The organism is Psychrobacillus sp. NPDC096389 (genome assembly GCF_044762855.1).
Classification (GTDB): Bacteria; Bacillota; Bacilli; order Bacillales_A; family Planococcaceae; genus Psychrobacillus.
Map to the genome: position 1 here is coordinate 499,404 of NZ_JBIWFB010000001.1, position 25,857 is coordinate 525,260.

The following is a 25,857-nucleotide window of genomic DNA, read 5'->3' on the forward strand; positions in this document are numbered from 1 at the left end:
AAAATTCATGGAAACAAATATAAAGGTCGGAGTGATTGGTCCACTTTGGATTCGTGAGACACTCATACGATGTTTTGATCTTTTTCCAACAATCCTACCTATTTTCCGATTATCAGATGAAATTGAAGAAGCAAAAGATTTTACAGTGGAGCTAAGAGAATCCGTGGATTGCTTATTTTACTCTGGTAGAATACCTTACTTAGTCGCAAAAGAAGAAGTACCGATCGATGTACCTGCCTTTTATATTCCTTTAAAAGGATCAGGACTTTATCAGGCTCTTTATAAACTAAAAGGAAAAAATAATCTCGCCCATATAAGTTTTGATGGAATTCCAAATGAATATATTGAAATCGTTAAAAATAACTTGGAAGAAACATTTACTTATACTAATTTTAAAGACATTGTTTCTGTGGATAATGTGAATGGCATAGTAGATTACCATCTTAACAATATTGCAAAAGATACATCGACAGTTGTTATTACAAGCTTAAAATTAGTAAGTGAGTCGCTTACAAATAAAAATATAACAAATGAATGGTTAAAGCCATCTGAAGAAGATACTATTGTTGTGATTGAAAGAATGCTTTTAGCAACAAATCAGCGAAAGCAAAAGGAAATGCAAATAATACTAGGAAGAATTTTTATAGAAAATTCAGCAGTTAAGATGAATGAATTTATGACAGAGCATCAAGTCCAAAAAAGAAATCATGATATTTATCGAATGTTACTTCATTTTGCGGAGCAGATGAATGGTTATTTAACCGCTCTAAGCAGTGATGAATATTTATTCGTAACAAACCGTGGGGTATTTGAACGGATAACAGAGGGATATAAATCTCTTCCTATTTTAAATGAAGTAAAGAAAAAGTTAGGAGTCCAGCTGTCAATTGGAATTGGATTTGGTTTTACTGCACTAGAAGCTGGTTCCCATGCAAGGGTAGCTTTAACACAAGCAAGGGATAGTGGAGGTTCTTGTTGTTTTATCGTAAGAGAGGATCGAAGCGTATTTGGACCGATCGATATAATCGCCCCCATGAAATATCCTTTGGCCGTGACCGATCAACTATTAATTCATCAAGCGGAACTAACAGGAATGAGCGCAGCGAATATAGAAAAGACGATAGCTCTAATCAAACGAAAAAAGAAAAATGAATTCACCGCCCATGAATTATCTTCTGTTTTGGGAATCACACCACGAAGCGCACATCGTATCGTTCAATCATGGTTAGATGCTAGCTTAATAGAAATAATAGGAACAGAAAAAGTATCCAAAAGAGGACGACCACGACAAGTTTTTTCTCTATTAAATGACAAGGGGATGTACTTATGAATATCGGCTTAATAGGTTTGGATACATCTCACAGTGAGATTTTCACAAGATTGTTAAATGATCACCACGATCTACATTATATTACAGGTGCGAAAATAACTCATTCAATCCCCACGTATTCAAAAGATTTACCAATTAGCAGCAACCGATTTTCCAATTATTTTGAAATCGTAACAAATAAATATGAGGTCACACCAGTTGAGAACTTGGAACAATTTATGAATGCTGTTGATGCAGTTATTATTGGAACCGTAGACGGTAGAAATCATTTAGATTGGTTTAAGAAAATTGTCGCCTATAGAAAACCCATTTTTATAGATAAACCAATTGTGATGAGTAGCGTTGAGATGGGAGAATTGATCGAACTAACTAATAAACATAATACGCCTGTAATGAGCTCTTCGTCTTTAAGATTTTCAGAATCTGTCATGAAAGTCGCGAAGGAACCTAATATTCGTAGTGGTTATTTTTTCGGGCCCACTCCTTTACAAGTACAAATGCCAGGTTATTTTTGGTACGGTATTCACTTGCTCGAAATGGTAGTTACTATTTTCGGTTCCGAAGTTGAACAGATGAAACTGGAAGTACAACCAGATTGTGAATACCTTCATCTCCGCTTTACAAATGGCAAACATGTCCTCATTCAAGGAGAAGACGACTGGCATAACCGCTTTGGAGCAGTCCTTCATTTGCCTGATCAAGTACATCTATTAAAACTATGGGAAGAACAAAAACCTTATTATGCAGGACTAATCGAACATGTTGTCCAGTTTTTTAAGACGGGTATCTCACCGGTGCCGCTAAAAGAAACTGCGCAGATTATAGGACTTATTGAAAAGATTAACCGATTGAAAGGTATTAGTTGAGTTTTAAAGCGGTATAGAGCAGGGACCTATCCAATATGGCACTGTACAAGCATAGATGATATAATGGACGTACAGTTTTTATATTGAAGGGAATGTACGTATGTTTAAACCAACAAGAAGGGCCAATCAGCCAAAGTTAAACAATAGATTAAAAACAGTTTTAGAATTTAGTGAACACTGGGATATGGATCAACAAGAGCGTTACGTTTACCAATATTATCACAATAAATTAAAAGGTTTAGACCCAGACCAAATCAATATCCATGGTGTGAATTTGCATAAAACCGGTGACGGCTTTATCATGACGGCAATTATCCGCCATTCACTACAAAAGAAGTTAAACCTACAAGATATAAGATTAGTTGTGCGTGATAAAGAAGGAAGAGACTTGGCGCGTAAAGATTTTAGTATGGAATTATTTGGCGTGTTGAACTCTTTAAGAGCTCGTCCATGGTTATTCGAATTTGATAGCGGTTCTTTATTAGTTCCAGAAGAGGAAATTAAAGACCAAATGGAATTCGAAGTAGTTTTTGAGATGCAAGAACCTGTAAGATCAGAATTCTATTTACAACTCGATGCAAACTGGTCAGAACAATTATCAGATGAGCAAAAAGAAGATTTACAAAAAACGCTTGATTCTTTAGAGCCTATCCAAATGGAAACTATTTCTGTCTCTGCATTTAACTTAGCAGAGCAAGAAGATGGCGTACATGTAAATGTGCTAATCCGTAATACGTTCACGACTGTAGTAACACTTGAAAACTTACCACTTCAATTGTTCGATGCAAAAGGTGATTTAGTTGCACAACTAGGATTCCCACTAGCACAATTTGAACTAAATCCAAATTACGGTCGTCCAGTAAGCTTGTTCTTCCCTAAAGATGTATTCAAGAAAGAAAATCCAGACTGGTCTGATTGGAAAATTGAAGTAACTCCACAATAATAGTTGAAATCCTGCAGAGAATAATTTCTGCAGGATTTTTTGCTTGCTTGATGAAGTTATAAAATAGATTCTAAAATACTTACTATTTATATAACTTCATATTCATATATTTGTGCTCTTAGGACATCGAATATATAAAGAACCCATTGCATTTTGACCTACGTTTTGATGATTAATGCTTTTTTAGGCTCAATTATTTCATTAGTGGCTTTTGTTACCCATTTGGTAAGGGACTCCTTCGGAAAACTCCGACTCTCTTTTGCAAGATGGTGTTTTGCAGAAAAATAGGGCAATCGAGCTCGCGCAAAACCTATTGGACTTGCTCAATACAATCGGGGATCTAGCTGGTTAAACAAAATAAGTGATACATCATGAAAAGAGGCAATTAAATGGAAACGGAGGACCTGTTATACCCTGAATATATCCAATGAACAAATCAACAATGGCTAGAAGAAATATTAACTTACCCCAGGGGCTAAATAAAGCTGAAAAAGAAACTGAAATGCAATACAGTGGGTCTTTATTCTTTGGTAGAAGTCCGAAGTAGAGCTTCAGAAAAAACTAGATGTTTTGATAAAAATGATATCTAAAGTGTTCCTGATACACCTGAAAAATAATTTAGAGTAGTGTATTAAAGTCCGTCTTAAAAAGGAATCTTAATGATTAAAGGCCTCCTCAAACTATGAGAAGGCCTTCACATCATATTTTAAACTGTTGAATAATCTCTTGTAGGTTCACAGCCTGTTTGCTTAAATCGCTAGCGACTGAATTGATTTCCTCCATTGTCGCCAGCTGTTCTTGGACGGCAGCAGAGTTTTGTTCAGCTTGACTAGAAGCTGTATCTGATTGAGCAGCGATTTCTTGCACCGAAGCAACGACTTGCTCGGCACTTGCTGAAATTTCTTCCGTAGCAGCAGATATTTCTTCAATTTGACCGTTCATCGTTTGGACTGCGCTCACGATTGTCGAGAAGGCAGTGCCCGCGTCCTCAATGACCTGAACGCCCTGATCCACATTTTTCAGACTCTCCGAAACCGCTTGTTCAACGTTTCTAGTGTCATTTTGGATATTCATTGTCAGGTTGACGATTTGTGTAGCTGAAAATTTGGATTGCTCGGCAAGTTTTCGTACTTCATCTGCTACAACTGCAAAGCCTTTTCCATGCTCACCAGCTCGAGCTGCCTCGATAGCCGCATTTAAAGCAAGCAAATTCGTTTGTTCTGTAATATCAGTAATGACTCTTGTGATATTTTCTATTTCAATTGTTTGCTTACTCAATTGCTTGATTAACTCATTTGTTTGATAAGATGAATCGTAAATAAGACCCATTTGTTCCTTAGCTGACTTTACAGATTGTTGACTATCCCCTGCAAGCTTTTCTGTTTCTACTGCATTTACTAGGAGTCCTTGTGCAGATTCTGCTATACGTTGGACACCAGACGCCGTTTCTTCCATCGCCATTGAACTTTCTTTTGAGGAAGTTGCCGTGGTTTGAGCACCACTCCACATCGATTCCATATTGCTGCTTACTTCTTTAGAAGCTATTGTCACTTCTTCCGTGCTTGCAGATAACTCCTCCGCAGATGATGTAACATGAAGTGCATTATCATTTATACTGCCGATTAAATTGCGTAAATTTTGCTTCATTGTATTGAAAGAGTTTGCCAAATCTCTTAGCTCATCCTTAGACTTAATAACGATATCTTCTTGCGAAAGATCCCCCTCCGAAATGATGGATGTTGCTTTTGCAAGTCTTCTCACAGGGCGGGAAATAGTCCAGTTAATGACTGTTGCAATAATGAGTCCCAGTATTACATCTATAATAGTGCCTAAAATTAGTGTCCGCTTAGACATTAACGTCGCCTCTTCAGATACTTTCCGTTCCTGTGCAATATGCTCATCTTGATAAGCGACCATTCCTCCAGCCGCTTCGTTAATGACCCTATTAGCATCATTCACAACCGTATTGATCAATACAATTGCTTGCTCTTCCTGTCCCTTTTTTACGTGGTCAATAACTTTTGATACCTCCTTGTCAAATAAAGGAATAGTATCTTGTATTTCTTTAATAAAGCCTTTCATCTCTTTAGAAGAAACCATTGTAGATAATTCCTCGACGCGGTCTTTTAACAACTGCTGTCTTGTTTCTAAATTGGAAAGTGAAACTTCGTCGTTGCTTAAGACATAGGCTCTTGCAAATAATCCTTGTGATGCTACTTGTAGCTGAATGTCGCTAGCCAATTGCGACTGTTTAATACGATAATCGATCATATGTTGATATTCTTTACTGACTTTGTCGACCTGTATGATACTAGTGACAGCAAAAGACAGTAGAATAAGCAAAATGATTATGAATCCTCCATAAATTTTCTTTCCAATTGTCATATAACTTACTCTCCTCGTGATGTAGGTAAAGACAGAAGCTATTCTTCTTATACCGAATTTACCTTGCTATAAAATCTCTCTATATAACTTCTATCGGTTCTTACGTTTTACATTAAATAGGATATATAAATAAAGTTATTTCTCATATTTATTGGTCGAAAAATTTAAATTTTTCCAATAAGTGATTTATGCAACTAATAGTAGCAGGATTCCAAAACTAAAATTGGCTATTGGGAGTAAATATTTTGATAAGAAATACCACATTGAGAGGAAAGCACCAGAATGCTATACTTATTTAGTTAGTCTTAAAATTCAGAACAAAAAGGGGATGATTTTGGAAAATGGGTAAATTTAAAAAAAGCATATCAGTACTTGTGGTTGCGGTATTGATACTTGCAGCAGGGATTTTCGTTAAGCAAGCACCTGTAAATGCGCAGGAGGAAGAAAAGGAGATTAATATTACGCTCCTTGCTACATCAGATATTCATGGGCGTTTCATGCCATGGGATTATGCGATAGATGGTCCAAATTTAACGGGAAGCTTAACTCAATTACATACAATAATCCAAGGTATTCGTAAAGACAATCCGAATACTATCTTATTGGATAATGGGGATTTGATACAAGATAACTCCGCGGAACTATTCAATGATCAACCAGAGTCACCAATGACCGTTGCTATTAATGAAATGGGGTACGAAGCTTGGACATATGGAAATCATGAGTTCAATTTCGGCTTAGACGTATTGGACAAAGTTTCTAGTCAATTCAAAGGACCTAAACTAGCAGGAAATGTATATAAAGAAAATGGTGAACGCTATTTACCAGCATATACAATTATTGAACGGGAAGGCGTTAAAATCGGGATAATTGGTATGGTAACACCAATGATTACAGAGTATGAGAAGGGGACAAATCATCTAGAGGGATTAGTTGTAAAAAATCCAGTAGATGAAACTAAAAAAGCAGTGAAAGAATTAGAAGGTAAAGTAGATGTAATGATTGGCCTGATGCATATGGGGTTGGAAAATGAGAACGGCAATCCAGGAACGGGCGTAAAGGAAATGGCTAATGCTATTCCAGAACTAGCTGCAATATTTGCAGGTCACAATCATGTACTTATAAATAAAGAAGATGTTAACGGAATCCTTATCACAGAACCTAACAAATACGGAACACATATTTCACGAATCGATTTAACATTTGCTCGCCAAGAAGAGCAGCTGACATTAACAAATAAAGATGCTTCGACTATTCCTGTAAAAAACGAAGATGGAACATTTGTTGAATCTGATAAAGAGCTTGAAAAGATATTGAAGCCATATCATGAGTTTGCTCGCGCAGACGCTAATATTGAAGTAGCACAGCTTAAAGGAACAAATCTTGTTCCTAAAAATGAAATCAATGGAATACCTGCTGTACAAATTCAAGAAACACCTTTGTCCGACTTCTTTCATGAGGTGATGCTACACTATAGTAAGGCAGATGTAGTCGCGCATCAGATTGATAACGACAAAGCATTATTAGATATTGGTGCTATTAAGAAAAAGGATATTGCATATAATTATCAATTTGCCGGTGGGGAAGTATCGGTATATGAAGTAACGGGAAAAGATTTAAAAGACTATATGGAATGGGCTGTAGGTTACTTTAACAGTACACGCGATGGAGATGTAACAGTTAGTTTTGATAAAAATCGACGAGCATCTAAATATAGCACGAATGACTTTTTTGGAAATGTTAAATATGAAATCGATCTAAATGAGCAACCAGGAAATAGAATAAAAAATCTTCGTAAATTAGATGGAAAACCTATTGAGTTGGAAGATAACCTGAAACTTGGCATGAATGCGTATAGAATGGACTTTCTTCTGTCAAAAGGGCAGGCACTTGAAGGACGTAAATTTAACCTGGTTTGGTCATCAAAAGATGAAAGTGCATATGGAGAAACTGGAGGAACTATCCGTAATCTAGCAATTAGATACTTGAAAGATGAGATGAACGGTAATTATGAACCTGTAATCCAACATAACTGGAAAATAATAGGTGTCGATACAAATTCACCTGATCGTGCTGCTGTTGTTGAACTTATCAATAAAGGCATCTTAGCAATTCCTACAACAGAAGATGGCAAATTTACAAACATCGCCTCCATCAATGTAAATGATGCAATAACAAAAAAAGAAATAGAAGAGTTAACACAGAAAGCAAAAGTAGATTCAACCAAATTTTCTCCAGTGAAAACAACAGGAGACTTTTATCAACAGCTTGTTAAAGTATTGAATACTACGGTAGAAGAGAAAGAAAAAGGAATGGAGAAACCGGCGGAAGAGCCAACACCTCCAAGTAAAGCTCCAACAGAAAAATCAAAACCAGATAATACTAAACCGGTATTATCTAAAGATGAAGGAATTGTTACTTCTTATTTTTTAAAAGTTCGTCCAAAGCCATCCAACAATAGCAAACCAATTGGAGCAATCTCTAAAAATACCCAAATCACAATCCTAGGTGAAGAAAAAGGCTGGTATAAAATTTCTTATAAAGATAAAACTGGCTATGTTTATAGCCGATATATTAAAGTAGAAAAATAGAATAGCTTATCAATAGAGAAAGTAACCAAGAAAAGTTCTGGTTACTTTCTTTTTGTTTTGGAGGCAAAATTTCTCACAAGTCCATTTACATCTTCAAAAAAACTTCATAAAACTTTTCGAAATATAAATTATTTAAGAAAATCATACATTATCTATTGCACTATAGTATTATTGTATTTAGCGCATTATGATTTCTTATACCTATTTAATTTGTCGTATATTAGAGAAAAGGTAATGAATTTATAAGGGATACCAAAAGATTACTATATTGCTTTAAATTCTTTAGGTGATGGGAGAAAAATTATTTGAGTTTTTAATTTAAATAAGTTCTTTGGCTGAGAAAGAAACGATAATACATAATGCAAAAGAAATAAAAAAGGACGGTATTTTACAATGAAAAAAATAAAAGGTATGGCATCAATCAAAGCGAAGCTTATTAGTATTTCTATACTATTGCTCACGATTCCTTTGATTGTTTTAGGTGTTTTTAGTTATCAAAAGAGTGCCAGTAGTTTAAATAATACAGGGGAACAAATTTTAAAGAATAGTGTAGAACAGACTATAGAAATGATACACGTCTTAAATGAAAGCGTGGAAAATGGTGATATTACTTTAGTAGAGGCTCAAGAAAAAGTAAAGATTACAATGTTAGGTAACCTCAATTCGGATGGAACACGACCAATCAATCCTAATTTAGATTTAGGGAAGAATGGTTATATGTTTGTTTTAGATAGTGAAGGATTAGAACTTGCACACCCAACAGCGGAAGGTAAAAACCTATGGGAATCAGAGGATTCAAATGGTGTAAAATTTGTTCAAGAAATTATTAAAACTGGAAATGATGGCGGTGGTTTTATTTATTATGAATGGCCACATCCAACAAACGAAAATTTAATTGAAACGAAAGTGTCCTACTCTGAAACTGACCCATATTGGGGGTGGGTAATAAATTCAAGCACTTACTTAATGGATTTTAATTCGTCTGCTACGGAAATACTTAAAATTATCTTTGTTGTCATTGCTATTACCTTAGGTGTAGGTATATTAATTATTTGGTGGTTCGCAAACAGCATTGCCAATCCTATTAAAAAGGTTGTAACCCATATGAATCACCTTGCTGATGGAGATTTAACGCAAAGAGAGCTCCAAGTCAGCTCCAAAGATGAAACAGGTCAACTTGCTTCAGCAATGAACCAGTTGCAAGGTAATCTAGTAGAGGCTATGTCACGCATTTCTCAAAGTACCGAAACCCTATCAAGTCATAGTGAAGAACTCACTCAATCTGCGAATGAAGTAAAAGTCGGGACAGAACAAATTGCTACAACAATGCAAGAATTAGCTTTGGGGGCAGAATCACAAGCTAATAGTGCAAGTGATTTGTCTGCCATTATGGATACATTTGTATCGAGTGTTGTAGAAGCCAATGAAAATGGAGAAACTATTCATAAATCCTCTCATAAAGTATTGAAAATGACGAATGAAGGAAAGCAATTAATGGATTCTTCAAATGAACAAATGGGAAAAGTGGACCAAATTATAAAAGAATCAGTTATCAGAATCCAAGGATTTGAAGCACGAACAAATGAAATTGTAAGTTTAGTTTCTGTCATTAAAGACATTGCTGGTCAAACCAATTTGTTAGCCTTAAATGCATCGATTGAAGCAGCGAGAGCAGGTGAACATGGAAAAGGATTTGCGGTTGTAGCAGATGAAGTGAGGAAACTGGCTGAACAAGTGAATAATTCGGTTAAAGACATTACAATAATTGTAGAAAATACACAAAATGATTTCGGACAAGTAAAAGAGTTTTTAGATAACGGATATAAAGAAGTAGAAAAAGGGAAAGAGCAGATTCATCTAACAGGAGAAACCATTAACAACATTATGCTTTCGGTTACAGGGATGGTGGAAAGTATACAAACTATTTCCAACAATTTAGAACAGATTTCAGCGAATAGTCAAGAGATGAATGGTCAAGTGGAAGAAATTGCTTCCATTTCGGTAGAAGCTGCAGCTGGGGTGGAAGAAACCGCAGCAACCGCAGAAGAATCAAATAGTTCTATTGAAGAAGTAGCTGGTAGTGCAGAACAACTTGCAAAATTAGCGGAAGAACTGAATGTTATCGTTAGACACTTTAAACTTTAATAGATTGACAATATATACGAGGTCGTTGATTAAAAATTCAACAATCTCGTTTTTTTGGGATAGAATGCACTGATTAATAGGGATTGGAAAAGATAATCATTATCTTTAATGATTTAAATTAAGGAATTTTATATGAATTAGATAAACTTCGTATAACCAATTCGATGAATGTATTAATTCAAAAATGTTTTGTTTGTGAAGGCTTTTCCTTCTACTATCATTCATTAAGGATTCCTACAAACAATTCAAATCAGAGACAGAAGAGTTTATGATGAATCTTTCTATTTTTTGAAAGGCTCATTTTTCTCAAGTCGGTTGGTGTACGAATTGCATTAGACGATGTAGCAATTAGAATAAATATTGAAGTAAATGGAGTCTTCATTATTAGCATAATAAGTCACAGCATTATTACTTTTTGTTTTTTTGTATAGCTAGTTAGAATCGGATTGGGTAGTTTTATAGGATGACCTATTGTAAGCATTGAGAGTGAACCTATCTTTATTAATCTATGAAAATTGGGTAAATAATTCTTAACAAGACACTACATATACTGTGAAGGCGACAAAATCGAATTTCGAATACGACAATATCCTCCCAAACAAGACAAAACTACTCAGAACGTGACAACCCTTAAACACCGTATACATGTTATCCTATATAGTATTAGTGTTCTCCCTGTGTTAGACACAATTCTGAATAGTTTCTTACACAGGGAATGAAACAAAAGAAAAGGCGTGATAAAAATGACAGTAGGACGTAATGATCTATGTCCATGCGGAAGCGGGAAAAAATATAAAAAATGTCATGGTGGTGCAGCAAAAGTAGTCTCCATCCAAAAAGTAGTAGATGAAGAACTAAATCAAATCATCCGAAACTTTTATATAGAGTATCCAGAACAAAAAGATAGGTATCAGTTAAACATACTACTTAATAAATGGACCTCTAAACTAAAAGGTTTTTGGCCTATAAATCATATTGAAAAATTAGCGGTGGATTACTTTTTATTATTAAAACAGAAGGACATTTGGCAGAAGTATATAGAAAGACAATTGCAAAAAGCCGTAAGACCTTCTGTAAAAGAGGTCCTTGAGAAGTGGATGGGTCCGATGATGATTATAGGAGAAGTGACGAAAAGAGAAACGGAAACTGTCACGTTGAAGGAAATTATAGATGGCAAGGTTTATATATTGGATACATTAGGTGACACGTTCGGGGAAAAAGGAGATTATGTCATTGGTATGGTGTTACCGGATGCACGTAAAGGTGCGAATGCCCTTATGGTTGTTACTGGTATTTCATTTATGCCAAATTGGGTTTCGGATGCGGTGCAGAATGTGAAGAAGCTTGCCAAAAAGAACGGCTTAGATACACAAGCATTCTATTTGGAAAATATGCTAGGGTGTTTGGAATTAATAAGTAAAAGTAAAAAAAGCGACGTCAAAATGACTGAAAAACAAATAGAAATGCAAGGAATATTGGAAGATATGCTTATCAATAAAGGGGTAAAAAATGACGAACTGCTAAGTATATTTGGTGGTTATTTACAGGCCTCTTCTCCAAATCCTCGTAAAGCTGAAGCAGTAGCTGCAGGAGCATTTCGTTTTGGAAAGGAACATCTATCTTCACAACAATTCCCTTGGACAAATAAAGATATAGCCGAAATGTTTGGCGTTTCGACTTCGACCGTTCAAAAATACTTTGAAGAAATAGAAGAATTTTTCTTTTCTATGAGAGATAAATTAACGAACGAGTCGAATAAAAAGAATATTGCTTTGAAAATGGGAACGTAACCTAGACTTTCCTAATATAAAACTGAGAAATAATGATTCATATGGCAAGCGTTGAAACGAGACAAGAAACCGATATAAATGATTATCTAAGTAAAATTGTGAATAAACCATACAAACCAAAAAATTCACAAGAAGTTGCCCAATTGCAAATATATGAAGGCTACTTCGTCAAAATAAAAACTTCGAACTCAATATTGGGAAAATGGACAACAGTTAAACCCAAACAATGCAGACCTCCTTTTGTATTACAGGTGCGTACACAACCTAAGAACAATTCTGTTAACTACACAAGAATAATCTGAAAGTAACTAGGTTATTCTTGTTTCTTTTTGTTATTAATTGTAACTCCCATCTACTCATCACATATAATTTTAGTAAACTTTGTTGAAAACTATTAAAATTCTACGTTGAATAGTTTCCAAATCAATAGTAAGATTAAATTGTGGAAATATAATGGAAATTACTCGGTGATTTACCTAACAAAAGGGGGAGCAATATGAGTAAACGTTTTATTAAACAAACTACAGCGGCAGTATTGTTAACGACTTCTGTTTTGTCGTTTTCTTCGGTGGCATTAGGGGCAACTTCGGTTGATCAATCAGTGAACAATGTAAAAGCGGAACTGAACAAGGTGACTACGCATTATGTATATCCATCACTAGATGGGAAACTTGCACCAAGTAGCTCACTATACCCAGTGTTAAACAACGCAAAGAAAAACTATCAACTTACAAGAAGTGCCGTAGTTTCGTCTGACCTGTCTTCTGCACAAAAAACTTCGAAGTTAAAAGAAATCGACTCACTTTACAAGGAAAAAGTTTCAGGTGGATTAGTATCCTATATCGATGCATATAACTATGCAACAGAATATTTAGTGCCAATCATGAATGAAATTGAAGTAGCCGAAGCAAAAAATGACTTTTTGGCAGTGGAAAAAGCGTATCACAAATTATCCTACCAACTTAAAAGTAGAACAGCGATTCTATATCGTTTCTCTGGTAAAGCGGCTCGAGATCTTTTATTAGAAGAGTATAAAAAGCCAGCAGATGCAAAACGTGATGAATTAATGGTGCCAGTTACAATCTACATGAAACTTGTGGAAGTAAACGAATTATTGAAAACTAATAATACAGCAGAGGCTAAAACTATGTTTGCACAAATTGAAACTCTATCAGACCGTCTTCCAAATGCATCAACAAACAAGTTCGTTGCGGCATTACTAGAAGAGGTAGCTAAGGTGAAAGATGTTGTTGGTGATACTTCACCAGTTACACCATCCCAACAAGCAATCTTAAATGAAAAAGTAGCTAGCTTAGTAACTGCACTCAATGCAACGCTATCTGATCAATTAACAGCTTCCACGAAAGGTACTAATTCTCTTACCGTTACCGTAAAAGAAGACGTCGGACTAGCCAAATTTTTAGGAAAAGGATTCTATCAAACATTTACCAAACAATTAGGTGTAACCAAAGTGAATGGTAACAATCCTACATCTATAAAAGCTCTTGAATATACTGCAGCGGCATTCCCAGATGGTGCAGATTCATTAGCTGATTTAAAAGGGAAAACAGTTACCCTTAAAATTACTGTGGACAATGGCTCAGCATTAGACGTGGAATTTAAAATCTTGTTTGAGTAAGGCAATAATCCTTATGAATCACTTTCTTGTCAGAAAAAATTCCGCACTATTGTGACAGTTTAAAGCAATTCATTATTAAATATGTAAACACCAAATAACACTCTCCTTCTAGTCAGGAGAGTGTTATTTGGTGTTTATCTTTGATTAATCTCTTATCCAACGATACACCAAGAAGCATAGTAGAAACCTAAATCATCCATACGCTGCTGGATGATTTGTAAATTTTATTACAGGTGCCAGGCACTCGTACAAATCAGACACTATTCCGACAATTAAACGAAATCTATCTGAAAATAACCAGGCAGATCTTGTTTTTCTTTGTTTTTTATTAAGTTAGGGAAGTGATTTTGTATTTCACGAAAACCGCTAATATTTCAAATCCACCTCCAAATATATCCACAATCTTATCCAATAGTTCGATTGAAATTTATATTTCTCACAGCAATATCCCCAAAAATGTTTAACTCGCAAAAACTCGGGTAAAGAGGTGGAGTAGGCTGAAAATTATAAAAAGTTGAACGATCTACCTTCAATTCCAACAGAATACATAAGAAATCGGGTATTCACAAGAGTTGATATTCTTTTAGATAATCACTAAAGCAGGGGTATTATCCTGAAATGGATTGTTTGAAGAATAATTTCACAATTTACCCGTGACAAAGGAAAGGAGAAATATGAGCAAACGCTTTTTTAACAAACACTAGCAGCCCTTTATACCCTGCGTTAAATAGTACGCAGAAAAACTATCAACTTATTAGGGGAATGATAGTATCTTCAACACTATCTTCTGCACAAAAGAATGGGGATTTGAAAGAAATTGATATGTCCAATTAAAGGAGATTTATATGAGGAAACTTAAATTTTTTTTGATATCATTAGGCGTAATTCTACTAGGAGCAGGAGGTTACTTACTCTATATGTTCAAGTTTAAAGAGTATGAAGTAGCGGATGAAGCCGTAAAGGAAATTGTAGCGGATCCATATAAAGTTGAACTACCGGACGGAGGTACGATCTTTATAAACCAAAAAGGGGAAGTTATCGAAGAAACGGTTATTGAAAAGAATACTAATACAGTTACAACTAGTTCACCATCCAATTCAGACATGCTAGCTGGGAAGACGGCAGGGCCTTCCTCCAATACCACGAGTACTAGTAGCAGTACAACAAAAACTTCTACAGAGAAACCGACTGTAGCGACAATAAAAGGCAAATACAGACCAGCCTTAGAAGGATTAGAAACACAAGCGGATGATAAAATCAATGCGCTTGTAGGCCATGCAGTGGCTGAATATCAAGATAAGAAAGCAAGTGGAGAAAAAGTAGATTTTGGCTATTTCTACAATAAATACATGACTGCTGCAAGCGATTTAGAAGCGAATACAGATACTATTTTCCAAGCAGTGTTAGACGCAGTGGAAAAGGATCTCGCTGCAAATGGCTATGATAAATCTTATGCACAAAGTTTCAAAGATGAGTATGAAGCAACCAAAAAAGCGCGACGTGATAATTTACTAAGTAAAGCGCTTGGCAATCGTTGATTAACCAAAAATTCATTCGATACAATTCAATGGGATATGGCAATGGAACTTTGTGTTATACACAGTAATATAAATGGATACTATACTATGACAAAACTAATAGAAATGTATTTAAAGGAGTAATCGATTGAATGGAAGAGACAATAAGCCTCCAAGATCTATTTAAAACACTGAAAAAAAGATTATTATTAATCATTCTTATTACAATAATCGCAATCACTGTCAGTGGTGTGGTTAGCTTTCTATTCTTAACACCTATTTATCAATCTTCTACACAAATATTAGTTAATCAAGAAAAAACAGATATTACTACATTCAACTCCCAAGATATACAAACTAACTTACAACTTATTAATACATACAATGTAATCATCAAGAGTCCTGCAATTTTAAGTAAAGTAATAGAGGAATTAGATCTTAGTGCTACACCATCAGCACTAACCAATCAAATTACAGTGAAAAATGAACAAAATTCCCAAGTTGTTAATATTACAGTACAAGATCCTAATCCCAATATTGCAGTAGATATTGCCAACACAACGGCAACTGTTTTTCAAAAAGAAATTAAAAACTTAATGAAAGTAGACAATGTCAGTATATTGACTCCTGCTTTGGTAGGAGAAAATCCATCACCAGTACAACCGAACCCAATGCTTAATATGGCAATTGCAGCTGTAATCGGTTTAATGCTAGGGGTAGGAATAGCATTTTTATTAGAGTATTTAGATACTACAGTAAAAACTGAACAAGATGTAGAAGAACTATTAAATTTACCAGTACTAGGCTTAATCAGCCCAATCTCTGAAAAAGATATTCCAAAATCGTTCGTACAAGTTACGCCACGGAGAAAGAGGTAGTGAAATGGCTAGAAAAAAATCAAAGAAAAATACTATGCAGACTGCTGCGCGAAAACTTGTTACAAGTGTAAATACAAAATCTATTGTTTCGGAACAATTCCGAACACTTAGAACGAATATTAACTTTTCTATGCCTGATAAAGAATTGAAAACATTCCTTGTTACTTCTTCTTCTCCAGGAGAAGGGAAATCTACAGTAGCAGCGAATACTGCAGTTGTTTTTGCACAAGAAGGAAAACAAGTTCTATTAGTTGATGCAGATATGCGTAAGCCAACTGTTCATTACACCTTTCACCTCTCAAACACTTTAGGCCTCTCAAATTTATTAACACGCCAAGAGAAAATAGCGGATGTTTTGAGACCGAGTGAAATTGAAAATTTGAAAATATTAACTTCAGGTCCAATCCCACCGAATCCCGCGGAATTGATTGGATCTAAAACGATGGAAAAAGTAATGGAGGAATTAAAGAAAGATTTCGATGTAATCATTTTTGATGCTCCACCCACTTTATCGGTAGCTGATGCTCAAATACTTTCCAACAAATGCGACGGTACAATACTAGTTCTTAATTCAGGTGAAACAGAGAAGGCTGGGATAGTGAAAGCAAAAGAAGCACTCGTTTCTTCGCAAGCCAATATTATTGGAATAGTCCTTAATAATTTCCAATTACAGAAGGACCATTATTACTATCAATACTATGGAAATGCTGAATAATTAGGCAATTTCACCTTATTATTCTTTTTTTTGATTATCTTATAGGAAAAAGGGGTAATGAAAAGTGATTGACATACATGCGCATATTCTCCCGGGAGCAGATGATGGAGCTCAAACACTAACGGAATCGATGGAGTTAATCATGCAAGCCAAAAAGGAGGGCATAACAGACATTATTGCAACTTCACATGCGGACAATCCACATTACGACGTCACGAAAAACGTCGTGCTAGAAAAAATAGAACTACTAAATATAGAAATGAAAAGAAACAATCTATCTATTAATATCCATTCAGGGCAAGAAATAAGAATAGGACAATCTACTATTGAAAAGTTAAAAAATGGAGAACTTCTTACGCTAGCAAACTCCAAGTATATATTAATTGAGCTACCGACTGGGGGAATACCTGCTTATTCAGTTCAGATAATTCAAGATATTTTGAAGTTGGGCAAGGTACCAATTATTGCACATCCAGAAAGAAATCGAGCAATTGCCGAAAATCCAAATAGGCTGTTGAAACTGATCAATCATGGAGCACTAGCTCAAATTACTGCAGGTAGTCTCGCTGGTCATTTTGGCAAAACGATTCAGAAACAATCACTTCAATTAGTAGATGCCAATCTGGTGCATACATATGGTTCAGACGTTCACAACACGAAAACGCGTCCATTCCTCTTTGACTCAGGTTTAAGGTACTTGGAAAAATACAAAAGACTCGATGCTGTTGATATTTTTCTCGAGAATAATGCAAGAATTGTAGAAAATGGGGAGGTGATAATTTTGGAGCCGAAAGAACTAGAAAAGCCTAAGTGGTGGAAAATATTCGCCTAATATTATCAAACTGTATATTTTCTGATAGGTAACCAATCAAAGAGAATTGCTCGTTATAAGAAATTCATAGAACCGATCTATTCCAAAATGTTTATCATTTATGGAAATTACTATACATATTTGTATAAAGAATGGGTGGGTAGCTAGATGTCATTAAGAAAAAGAATGTCGATGTTGTTTTTTGTCGATTCTTGTATCGTTTTATTTTCCATATATATCGGCTATTTTTTATTGCATCCTATCGAGAATCCTTTCACAGATACTTTTTTATTAATCAGTTCGCTTACGATATTTTTAGCGCATCATGCATTTGCCATGTATTTTGGACTTTATCGAAAGGTATGGGAGTACGCATCGATAAGAGAATTGGTGTCGATTTTTAAAGCTGTGACATTTTCGATTATCATAGTTGCAATAGTGCAGTTTTTCGTAAGGGGTGATGTACTTTTTCGTGCATTATCGATAACATGGATGCTGCATATTTTACTTATTGGAGGTTCAAGGTTATCGTGGAGAGTTTTTCGGGATGCATATATGTCAGGAGAAAAGTGCAACGAAAAAAGGAAACGCACCCTCATCATTGGCGCTGGCTCTGCTGGAACGATGATTACTCGACAATTGCTGAAAAATATGGAGTCACCGCTAACACCTATAGCATTTTTAGATGATGACTCGACAAAAAAAGGCTTAGACATATTTAATATTCGAGTATTAGGTGGAACCGATATTATTTCGGATGCAGTAAAAGATTTGGAGATTGAGCACATCATCATTGCTATTCCATCACTCGATAAATCTACAGGTGCAATGCTCATGCAACAATGCTTAGATACAGGAGTTAGAACACAAATGATGCCACTCATTGAAGATTTACTGACAGGCAAAGTATCTATCAATGAAATAAGAGATGTGAAAATAGAAGATTTACTTGGACGTGACGAAGTAGAACTAAATATAGAATCAATCTCTACAAAACTGACAAACAAAAAAATCCTCGTAACCGGAGCGGGCGGCTCCATTGGTTCAGAGATTTGTCGTCAAGTAGCAAGATTCAATCCAAAACAACTGATTCTACTCGGTCACGGCGAGAACTCTATCTATACTATAGACATGGAACTTCGTAAAAAAGTTCCATCAAATATAGAAATAATTCCAGTTATCGCAGATATCCAAGATCGGAATCGCATCTTCGATATTATATCCGACTACAAACCAGATGTAATTTATCATGCTGCAGCTCATAAACATGTACCACTTATGGAATACAATCCAATGGAAGCAGTCAAAAACAATATCTTCGGTACAAAAAATGTCGCCGAAGCCGCAGACATGTTCGGTGTAGAATATTTCGTCATGATTTCAACTGACAAAGCAGTAAACCCACCGAACGTGATGGGTGCAACAAAGCGTTTTGCTGAAATGATAGTTCAGAATCTTGCGAAAGAAAGTAAAACAAAATTTGCAGCAGTACGATTTGGAAATGTTCTCGGATCTCGAGGCAGTGTTGTCCCACTGTTTAAAAAGCAAATTGCAGCTGGCGGACCAGTAACCGTAACAGATCCAGAGATGTCCCGCTATTTTATGACTATCCCAGAAGCATCGAGGTTAGTCATTCAAGCTGGCACACTTGCAAACGACGGTGAAGTATTTGTCCTCGATATGGGAGAGCCAGTGAAAATTGTAGATTTAGCTAAAAATCTAATAAGATTATCGGGATATAACGAAGAGGAGATCAACATTTACTACACCGGATCTCGCCCCGGAGAAAAACTTTATGAAGAGCTATTAAATGAAAATGAGATTCAGGAACAATATATTTTTCCCAAAATACACATTGGAAAAGCTAGCCCTATAAGCGGAGTGGAGTTGGAGTATGTATTGAATAAATTAAAAGGTATGAAGGTTGATGAGATGAAAGAGTTACTAATTGGATTGGCAAATAATAAAGTATCTCAATTTATGTAAAGATATTTTCCAGAAATGTTCTTGATTCTTAGCTAAATACAACCATGTTTTAATGAGATAAAAATATTAATAGAAAGTAATGAGTACTTTCATGAAGAATAAATTTATAAAAAATGTAATTACGATTGCCAAGGGAACAGCTATTGGTCAAATTATATTATTTGCAGCTTCTCCGCTTTTGAGTAGACTGTATACTCCAGAGGAATATGGAATATTAGCTACTTATACTATATTTATCTCAACATTAAGTATACTTTCTACATTAAAACTTGAACTTTCTATGCAGACAGAAGTAGATAATACCAAAGCATTTTTTCTTATTAAGATAGCACTGTATTTTAACATGTTATTTTCCATAATTTTATTGTTACTTTTCTATACTTTTAATGAAACTTTATGTGAAGTCTTTCAAATATCTCAAGAATATTCTTGGTTTTTATACCTAATACCTTTTGGAGTATTTGCTTTGGGGTTAAATAAGATTAACTCTAGTCTATATATAAGAAATGGTGAGTTTAATAAACTAAAGGACTTATTCATTTCTAACTCCATTATTATGGTCTTAATACAAATTGGATTTGGTATTTTGAAAATTATTCCAAGTGCTTTGATAATTGGAGATGCTAGTGCTCGATTAGTTACAAATATAAAGGCTTTCTATGCTAATGTTAATTTTCGAAAAACTGGAAAGATAAATATCGAATCTTTAAAAAGGGTAATGGTAGAGAAAAAAGACTATATGCTTTTTTCTACTACTTCAGAATTTTTTTATATCCTTGTAAGCCAGTCTATACCATTTTTAATAGTATTATACTTTAATCCGAAACTTGCAGGTTTCTATGCATTTGGAATGAAAATAGTAAACGCACCAATGGTTCTAATCGGTAAATCTATTTCTCAAGTGTATATTTCAGAAATTCGTACTATAACAGATAACTTAGGTAAAATAGAAATTCTCTTTAATAAAATTGTAATGAAGTTATTTTTAGTTACGTGTTTACCTTATGTATTACTTTTAATTTTCGGTTCCGGCATTTTTTCTTTTATTTTTGGATCAGAGTGGGAATATTCAGGGAAATTAATGAGTATCATGTCCATTTTATTTTTAATAGAGATAGTTGTTTACCCGCTGATGGTGACTTTGGAAATATTAAATAAACAAAAAATTCTCCTTGTATGGCAATTAGTTAGAGGGATACAAACTTTTTTGGTATTTCACTTATTTTCCAAAATTAGCTTGAGTTTGGAGAGTGTATTAATAACAATCTCTATTTCACAAGGATTATTGTATATTTTTATATTCTTTTATATGAAAAATCTTCTAAAGGAAAAGGTTAAGAAAAATGAATACGCATAAATTTATTAAGTCATTCCAAATGATAATTATTGTTTTAATCCTTTTCTCAGGAAGGACAAGTCTCGGATTATTTGAAAGCATCCCCATATACCTTAGCATTTATGGAATGGGAATATTGATTTTATTTATGTTAATACTCCAAAAAAAGGAATATGTCATCTCAGCGCCAGTCTATTCTTCACTATTGTTTATTTTTTCTATAGTTTTGATGCTAGGGAACTATCTAACCGCTAGTGAATATGGCTACAATAAAACAATAGAATTTGTAATTTATGTGTTTATACTCAGTATCATTATAGATAATTGTCTAGAAACTAAAATAGATATTATAAATTTAATTAAATCTTTCTATTATGTTTCAATTGTAATTTCTATTATTTCTATAACAGTTGGTCTACTTACAAATACACTCACAACAGAGCGTTTAACTTTTTTAGGTAGTGGACCTAATACATTCAGTAGAATGATCTTCTATGGATTAATAGCTAATATCTTTTTAGTTTTTGCTTCTAAGAGAAGTGTATTTAAATTCATTAGTATATGGATATTCTTGACTGCAATTTTATTTAGTGGAGCGAGACAGACGATTCTGGGTTCTATTATATTTATAATATTTTATTTGTTAATAGTGATAATTGTTCAAAAGAAAATAGATAAGAGCAGACTTTTAAGGCTATTTTCGTTGCTTATGATTTTGATAGTTCCAATTATCTTTTTTTGGACAGTCATACAAGAAAATAAGTACTTTCAAAGATTTCTACTATTATTCTCCGATGAAAAAGGTGATTCTTTTAATATTAGAACATGGTTATTAGAACAAGCTATATTAAAGGGAAAAGAGTCAATCCTCTTTGGAAATGGAACGGGTGCATTTGAATTGAAATATCCTGAATATATTTATCCTCATAATGTATTTGCAGAAATTTTTATGGAGAACGGTTTAGTTGGATTGTTAATATTAATTTTGATAATAATGTATCCATTAAAAATATTAATAAAGAAATATAAATTGGTTTTAAAAGAAATAGATGTTCACCAAATAACTGCCCTTGTAGTTATGTATTTATTTACCGTATATACAGCGCAAATATCTGGAGATTTATTTGATAACCGTTGGATATTTTTAATAGGATTAATAATGTTAAAATATAATTTTTTATTTAGCAAATCAATATATGGTGAATTTAGAAAGGGAGATTAAATGATTATATGGATATTAAATCACTATGCAATCTCTCCAAACTCTATTGGAGGAACTCGTCACTTTGACCTTGCCTATGAATTAGTGAAAAGTGGACATAAGGTGAGAATTTTTTCTTCCTCTTTTAATCATTTTGAAAAAAAAGAAACAGTGAAATACACGTCAGATTTTTATAAAGAAGAAGTAATTGAACAAGTAGACTTTACTTGGATTAAAACACCCTCATATATTGGTTCATTAAAAAGAGTTATAAATATAGCGGTATTTTCTATGCGATTGAGCAAAGTTTTAAACGATTATTTAAAGATTGAAAAACCGGATGTAATAATAGGCTCGAGTGTGCATCCCTTAACACCTATTATAGGTTTTAAAAAAGCTCAGAAAAATAATTCATTATTTTATTTTGAGGAGCGAGATTTATGGCCGCAAACTTTTATTGATTTTGGTATATTGTCTGAAAAAAATATGCTTTCTAAAATACTTTTCAAAATGGAAAAACACCTTTATAAAAATTCTGATAAAGTTATATTCTTATTTGAAAATGCACATAAATATGCTTTGACAAAGGGCTTGATGAAGAGTAAAACCATATATTTACCAAACGGATATAGCACACAAAGAGTAACTTCAAATACTAAAAATAATGAAATAGAAAAAATATTAATTCCTTTGAAGGGAAAGAAAATTTGTATTTATATTGGAAGTTTTGGTGAAGCCAATCATATGTTTCCTTTGTTTGAATTAGCCCAAAGTATGAAAAATGAAGAGGATTACCATTTTCTATTTATCGGTGATGGTTTGCACAGAAATTCATTGATTGAATTTGTAAAAAAAACGAAACTAAAAAATACTACAATACTCAATCCGATATCGAAATCTGAAATACCGTATATTCTAAGCCATGCTTATTGCGGTCTAATATCGATGAAAGACTCACCTCTCTATAAATGGGGATTTAGTATGAACAAAATATACGATTACCTTTCCATAGGTTTACCTATTATTATGTATTCTAGTTTAGAGAGTGTAGGGCATTTAGAAGAATCAAAAGGGATATTTCACTCAAATTCGATCGAACAATTAAAAAATATGTTAATAAATGCAACTTATTCAGATAGAGAGCATATAAAGAAATTTGCTTTCGAAAACTATTCATGGGAAGTCCTGAAAAAAAAATTATTGTTAGAAATAAATGAAGATTTAATGTCAAAAAAATTTTAAACCTACAAGAAATAATTACAAATGATAAATGAGGAAAAGAAATGAAAAAAAATATTAAAAATTTAGGAATTAAATTTAAACGAATATTTGATTTTACAGTCAGTTTCATTGCCTTGATTCTTTTGTCACCAGTAATTGGAGTAACTTCTATACTGATATATTTTAAGATTGGTTCCCCAGTATTATTTAAACAAGAAAGACCTGGATTAAACGGTCGCTTGTTTAAAGTTTATAAATTTAGAACTATGACAGATGAGCGGGATGAAGCAGGGGAGTTGCTACCAGACCATGTTCGCTTGACTGTATTTGGAAACTTTTTAAGAAAGATAAGCTTAGATGAACTTCCACAGCTTTGGAATGTATTAAAAGGTGATATGAGTTTTGTGGGACCGAGACCATTATTAGTGGAATATATATCTTTATATAATGAAAGGCAAGCAAGAAGACATGAAGTTCGTCCTGGTATAACTGGTTGGGCTCAAGTTAATGGGAGGAACGCAATCTCATGGGAAGAAAAGTTTGAGTTAGATATATGGTATGTAGATAACCAGTCTTTTTTGCTAGATTTCAAGATTTTACTTGTGACTGTGAAAAAAGTATTTATAAAGGAGGGAATTAACGAAAAAGGACAAGCTACGATTTCAAAATTTCAAGGAAATAAAATTGATTGAGAGTTGGTGGCATCCTGGAAAAGATTATCTTAATTGGCGACAGTGGACATTCAAAAGTAATTGAAGATTCGGTGAAATCTCGAGGCGGATTGGTTATCGCTAAGTTAGATGACAAATATCAAAAGAGTATATATGAACATCAAGTTCTAAAGGGACCGATTAATCGAATAGAAGAAATTCTTGAAGATGATATTAGAGTTGTAATTGCAATTGGCTCAAATTATATTCGAAAGCAGTTAGTGGAAAGATTAGCACTTCCATTGGAAAAATACGCGAAGGTAATACATAAAAGCACAATAATAAGTGATTCTACGGAAATTGGTTTCGGAACTGTTGTAATGCCAGGAGTCATAGTAAATGCAGATGTCACTATTGGAAATCATGCGATAGTTAATACTAACTGTGTAATTGAGCATGACTGTATTATTGGAAATTATGTTCATGTCTCTCCGACAGCAACCTTAACGGGAAATGTAGTAGTTGGAGAAGGAAGCCATATTGGAGCAGGTGCCACGGTGATTCCTGGAATTGAAATAGGTTCTTGGACTAATGTTGGAGCGGGAAGCTCAGTTATTTCAAATATTGAATCTAATACTACTGCTGTTGGAGTACCAGCAAAAGTAATTAAGAGAGAGGTTTTTTAAATGAGTAATCGAATTTTATTGTCTTCTCCACATATGGGAGGGAATGAACAAAAATACATAAATAAAGCGTTTGAAACTAACTGGATAGCGCCACTTGGACCGAATGTGGATGAGTTCGAAAGGGAGTTAGCAAAATACGTAGAAATTGCCGATGCTGCCGCAGTAAGTTCTGGTACTGCAGCAATAGATTTGGCATTAAACATAATCGGCGTTGGTGCAGGGGACGTTGTGTTTTGTTCTAGTTTAACTTTTGTTGCTAGTGCAAACCCGATTATTTACCGGGGGGCAACTCCAGTATTTATCGACTCAGAGTTCGATACTTGGAATATGTCACCCCAAGCATTAGAAAAAGCTTTTATAGAAGCTAAGGCTAAGGAAAAACTACCTCGAGCTGTTATAATAGTTAATTTATATGGTCAAAGTGCAAAAATGGATGAATTATTAAAGGTGTGTAATCAGTATGATGTCCCCATTATAGAGGATGCAGCAGAGTCGCTTGGTTCTATGTATAAAGGACAAAAAAGTGGAACGTTTGGTGCATTTGGTATTTATTCGTTCAACGGTAATAAAATTATTACAACTTCAGGAGGGGGGATGCTTGTTTCAAATGATGTGGAAGCTTTGAAGTATGCTCGTTTTTTAGCTACTCAAGCCCGTGATGAAGCAAAGCATTATCAACATAGTACAATTGGTTACAATTATCGTTTAAGTAATGTACTTGCAGGAATTGGACGTGGGCAACTGGAAGTTTTAGATGAACGAGTAGCACAGAAACGTGCAATCTTCCAAAGGTATGAAAATAGCTTGAGTTTAATCGAAGGTATTTCTTTTAGTCCTGAGTTGCCAGATACTTTTTCTAATAGATGGTTGAGTGTAATGCTCTTAGACCCAGATAAGGTTAGCATTTCATCAAATGATCTTTTAGAGGTACTAGACGCTGAAAATATAGAAGCACGTCCAGTATGGAAACCACTTCATCTACAACCTATTTTCAGGAATTGTGAATTTTTTGCATATGACGAAGAAGAAACAGTGAGTGAGATTCTGTTCGCCAATGGGCTTTGCTTGCCCTCAGATACTAAGATGACTGCTGAGGAGCAGATGAGGGTAATAGATGTAATTGTGAATACCATCATGTAGAGGAGATAGTAATATTGTGACTGACTG

At 34.3% G+C, this 25,857-nt stretch carries 19 protein-coding genes; 18 read left to right on the plus strand and 1 reads right to left on the minus strand.

All coding sequences use genetic code 11. From position 1 onward, the window contains the following. Positions 1 to 7 precede the first annotated feature (7 nt). The 3 genes from ACIQ38_RS02400 (at position 8) to ACIQ38_RS02410 (ending at position 3,139) form a co-directional block, all read left to right on the plus strand. Positions 8 to 1,330, plus strand: coding sequence for a GTP cyclohydrolase IIa (locus ACIQ38_RS02400; protein ID WP_402817458.1), 1,323 nt, complete (start codon positions 8 to 10; stop codon positions 1,328 to 1,330). Further along, positions 1,327 to 2,196, plus strand: a complete 870-nt coding sequence (locus ACIQ38_RS02405; protein WP_402817460.1) for a Gfo/Idh/MocA family oxidoreductase — start codon at positions 1,327 to 1,329, stop codon at positions 2,194 to 2,196. Before ACIQ38_RS02400 ends, ACIQ38_RS02405 begins: the two co-directional genes overlap by 4 nt. A gap of 100 nt (positions 2,197 to 2,296) precedes the next feature. Beyond that, complete coding sequence (locus ACIQ38_RS02410) at positions 2,297 to 3,139, plus strand: SLAP domain-containing protein (RefSeq protein ID WP_402817462.1); 843 nt, start codon at positions 2,297 to 2,299, stop codon at positions 3,137 to 3,139. A gap of 699 nt (positions 3,140 to 3,838) precedes the next feature. Here the strand turns inward: ACIQ38_RS02410 and ACIQ38_RS02415 are convergent. After that, on the minus strand, positions 3,839 to 5,524 hold the full coding sequence (locus ACIQ38_RS02415; protein WP_402817464.1) for a methyl-accepting chemotaxis protein: 1,686 nt from the start codon (positions 5,522 to 5,524) through the stop codon (positions 3,839 to 3,841). A gap of 341 nt (positions 5,525 to 5,865) precedes the next feature. On the opposite strand from ACIQ38_RS02415, the gene ACIQ38_RS02420 reads away from it, so the two are divergent. The 15 genes from ACIQ38_RS02420 (at position 5,866) to ACIQ38_RS02490 (ending at position 25,830) form a co-directional block, all read left to right on the plus strand. Next, complete coding sequence (locus ACIQ38_RS02420) at positions 5,866 to 8,115, plus strand: 5'-nucleotidase C-terminal domain-containing protein (protein WP_402817466.1); 2,250 nt, start codon at positions 5,866 to 5,868, stop codon at positions 8,113 to 8,115. A gap of 393 nt (positions 8,116 to 8,508) precedes the next feature. Beyond that, positions 8,509 to 10,260 carry a methyl-accepting chemotaxis protein gene (locus ACIQ38_RS02425; RefSeq protein ID WP_402817468.1) on the plus strand — a complete coding sequence of 584 codons (1,752 nt, stop codon included), beginning with the start codon at positions 8,509 to 8,511 and terminating at the stop codon, positions 10,258 to 10,260. A 743-nt stretch (positions 10,261 to 11,003) separates the two neighbouring features. Continuing rightward, entirely contained in the window at positions 11,004 to 12,050 is a 1,047-nt protein-coding gene (locus ACIQ38_RS02430; RefSeq protein ID WP_402817470.1) for a YecA family protein, read from the plus strand. Positions 12,051 to 12,546: 496 nt separating this feature from the next. Continuing rightward, a complete protein-coding gene (locus ACIQ38_RS02435) occupies positions 12,547 to 13,689 on the plus strand; it encodes a hypothetical protein (protein WP_402817472.1) in 1,143 nt (380 codons plus the stop codon). Between the two features lie 917 nt (positions 13,690 to 14,606). Continuing rightward, entirely contained in the window at positions 14,607 to 15,227 is a 621-nt protein-coding gene (locus tag ACIQ38_RS02440) for a hypothetical protein (RefSeq protein WP_402817474.1), read from the plus strand. 131 nt (positions 15,228 to 15,358) lie between these two features. Next, positions 15,359 to 16,084, plus strand: coding sequence for a YveK family protein (locus tag ACIQ38_RS02445; RefSeq protein ID WP_402817476.1), 726 nt, complete (start codon positions 15,359 to 15,361; stop codon positions 16,082 to 16,084). A gap of 4 nt (positions 16,085 to 16,088) precedes the next feature. After that, the gene (locus ACIQ38_RS02450) at positions 16,089 to 16,799 is read left to right on the plus strand and encodes a CpsD/CapB family tyrosine-protein kinase (RefSeq protein WP_402817478.1); all 711 of its coding nucleotides are present in this window, start codon (positions 16,089 to 16,091) and stop codon (positions 16,797 to 16,799) included. A gap of 64 nt (positions 16,800 to 16,863) precedes the next feature. Beyond that, positions 16,864 to 17,631 carry a tyrosine-protein phosphatase gene (locus ACIQ38_RS02455; protein WP_402817480.1) on the plus strand — a complete coding sequence of 256 codons (768 nt, stop codon included), beginning with the start codon at positions 16,864 to 16,866 and terminating at the stop codon, positions 17,629 to 17,631. 147 nt (positions 17,632 to 17,778) lie between these two features. Beyond that, positions 17,779 to 19,596 carry a polysaccharide biosynthesis protein gene (locus ACIQ38_RS02460; protein ID WP_402817482.1) on the plus strand — a complete coding sequence of 606 codons (1,818 nt, stop codon included), beginning with the start codon at positions 17,779 to 17,781 and terminating at the stop codon, positions 19,594 to 19,596. Positions 19,597 to 19,687: 91 nt separating this feature from the next. Further along, complete coding sequence (locus tag ACIQ38_RS02465) at positions 19,688 to 20,953, plus strand: lipopolysaccharide biosynthesis protein (protein WP_402817484.1); 1,266 nt, start codon at positions 19,688 to 19,690, stop codon at positions 20,951 to 20,953. Beyond that, on the plus strand, positions 20,940 to 22,154 hold the full coding sequence (locus ACIQ38_RS02470; protein WP_402817486.1) for an O-antigen ligase family protein: 1,215 nt from the start codon (positions 20,940 to 20,942) through the stop codon (positions 22,152 to 22,154). Before ACIQ38_RS02465 ends, ACIQ38_RS02470 begins: the two co-directional genes overlap by 14 nt. Beyond that, a complete protein-coding gene (locus ACIQ38_RS02475; RefSeq protein WP_402817488.1) occupies positions 22,155 to 23,375 on the plus strand; it encodes a glycosyltransferase family 4 protein in 1,221 nt (406 codons plus the stop codon). 41 nt (positions 23,376 to 23,416) lie between these two features. Next, a complete protein-coding gene (locus ACIQ38_RS02480; RefSeq protein ID WP_402817490.1) occupies positions 23,417 to 24,046 on the plus strand; it encodes a sugar transferase in 630 nt (209 codons plus the stop codon). Next, positions 24,043 to 24,690, plus strand: coding sequence for an acetyltransferase (locus ACIQ38_RS02485; protein ID WP_402817492.1), 648 nt, complete (start codon positions 24,043 to 24,045; stop codon positions 24,688 to 24,690). The genes ACIQ38_RS02480 and ACIQ38_RS02485 overlap by 4 nt, the downstream gene beginning before the upstream one ends. Continuing rightward, a complete protein-coding gene (locus tag ACIQ38_RS02490) occupies positions 24,691 to 25,830 on the plus strand; it encodes an aminotransferase class I/II-fold pyridoxal phosphate-dependent enzyme (protein ID WP_402817494.1) in 1,140 nt (379 codons plus the stop codon). Positions 25,831 to 25,857 lie beyond the last annotated feature (27 nt).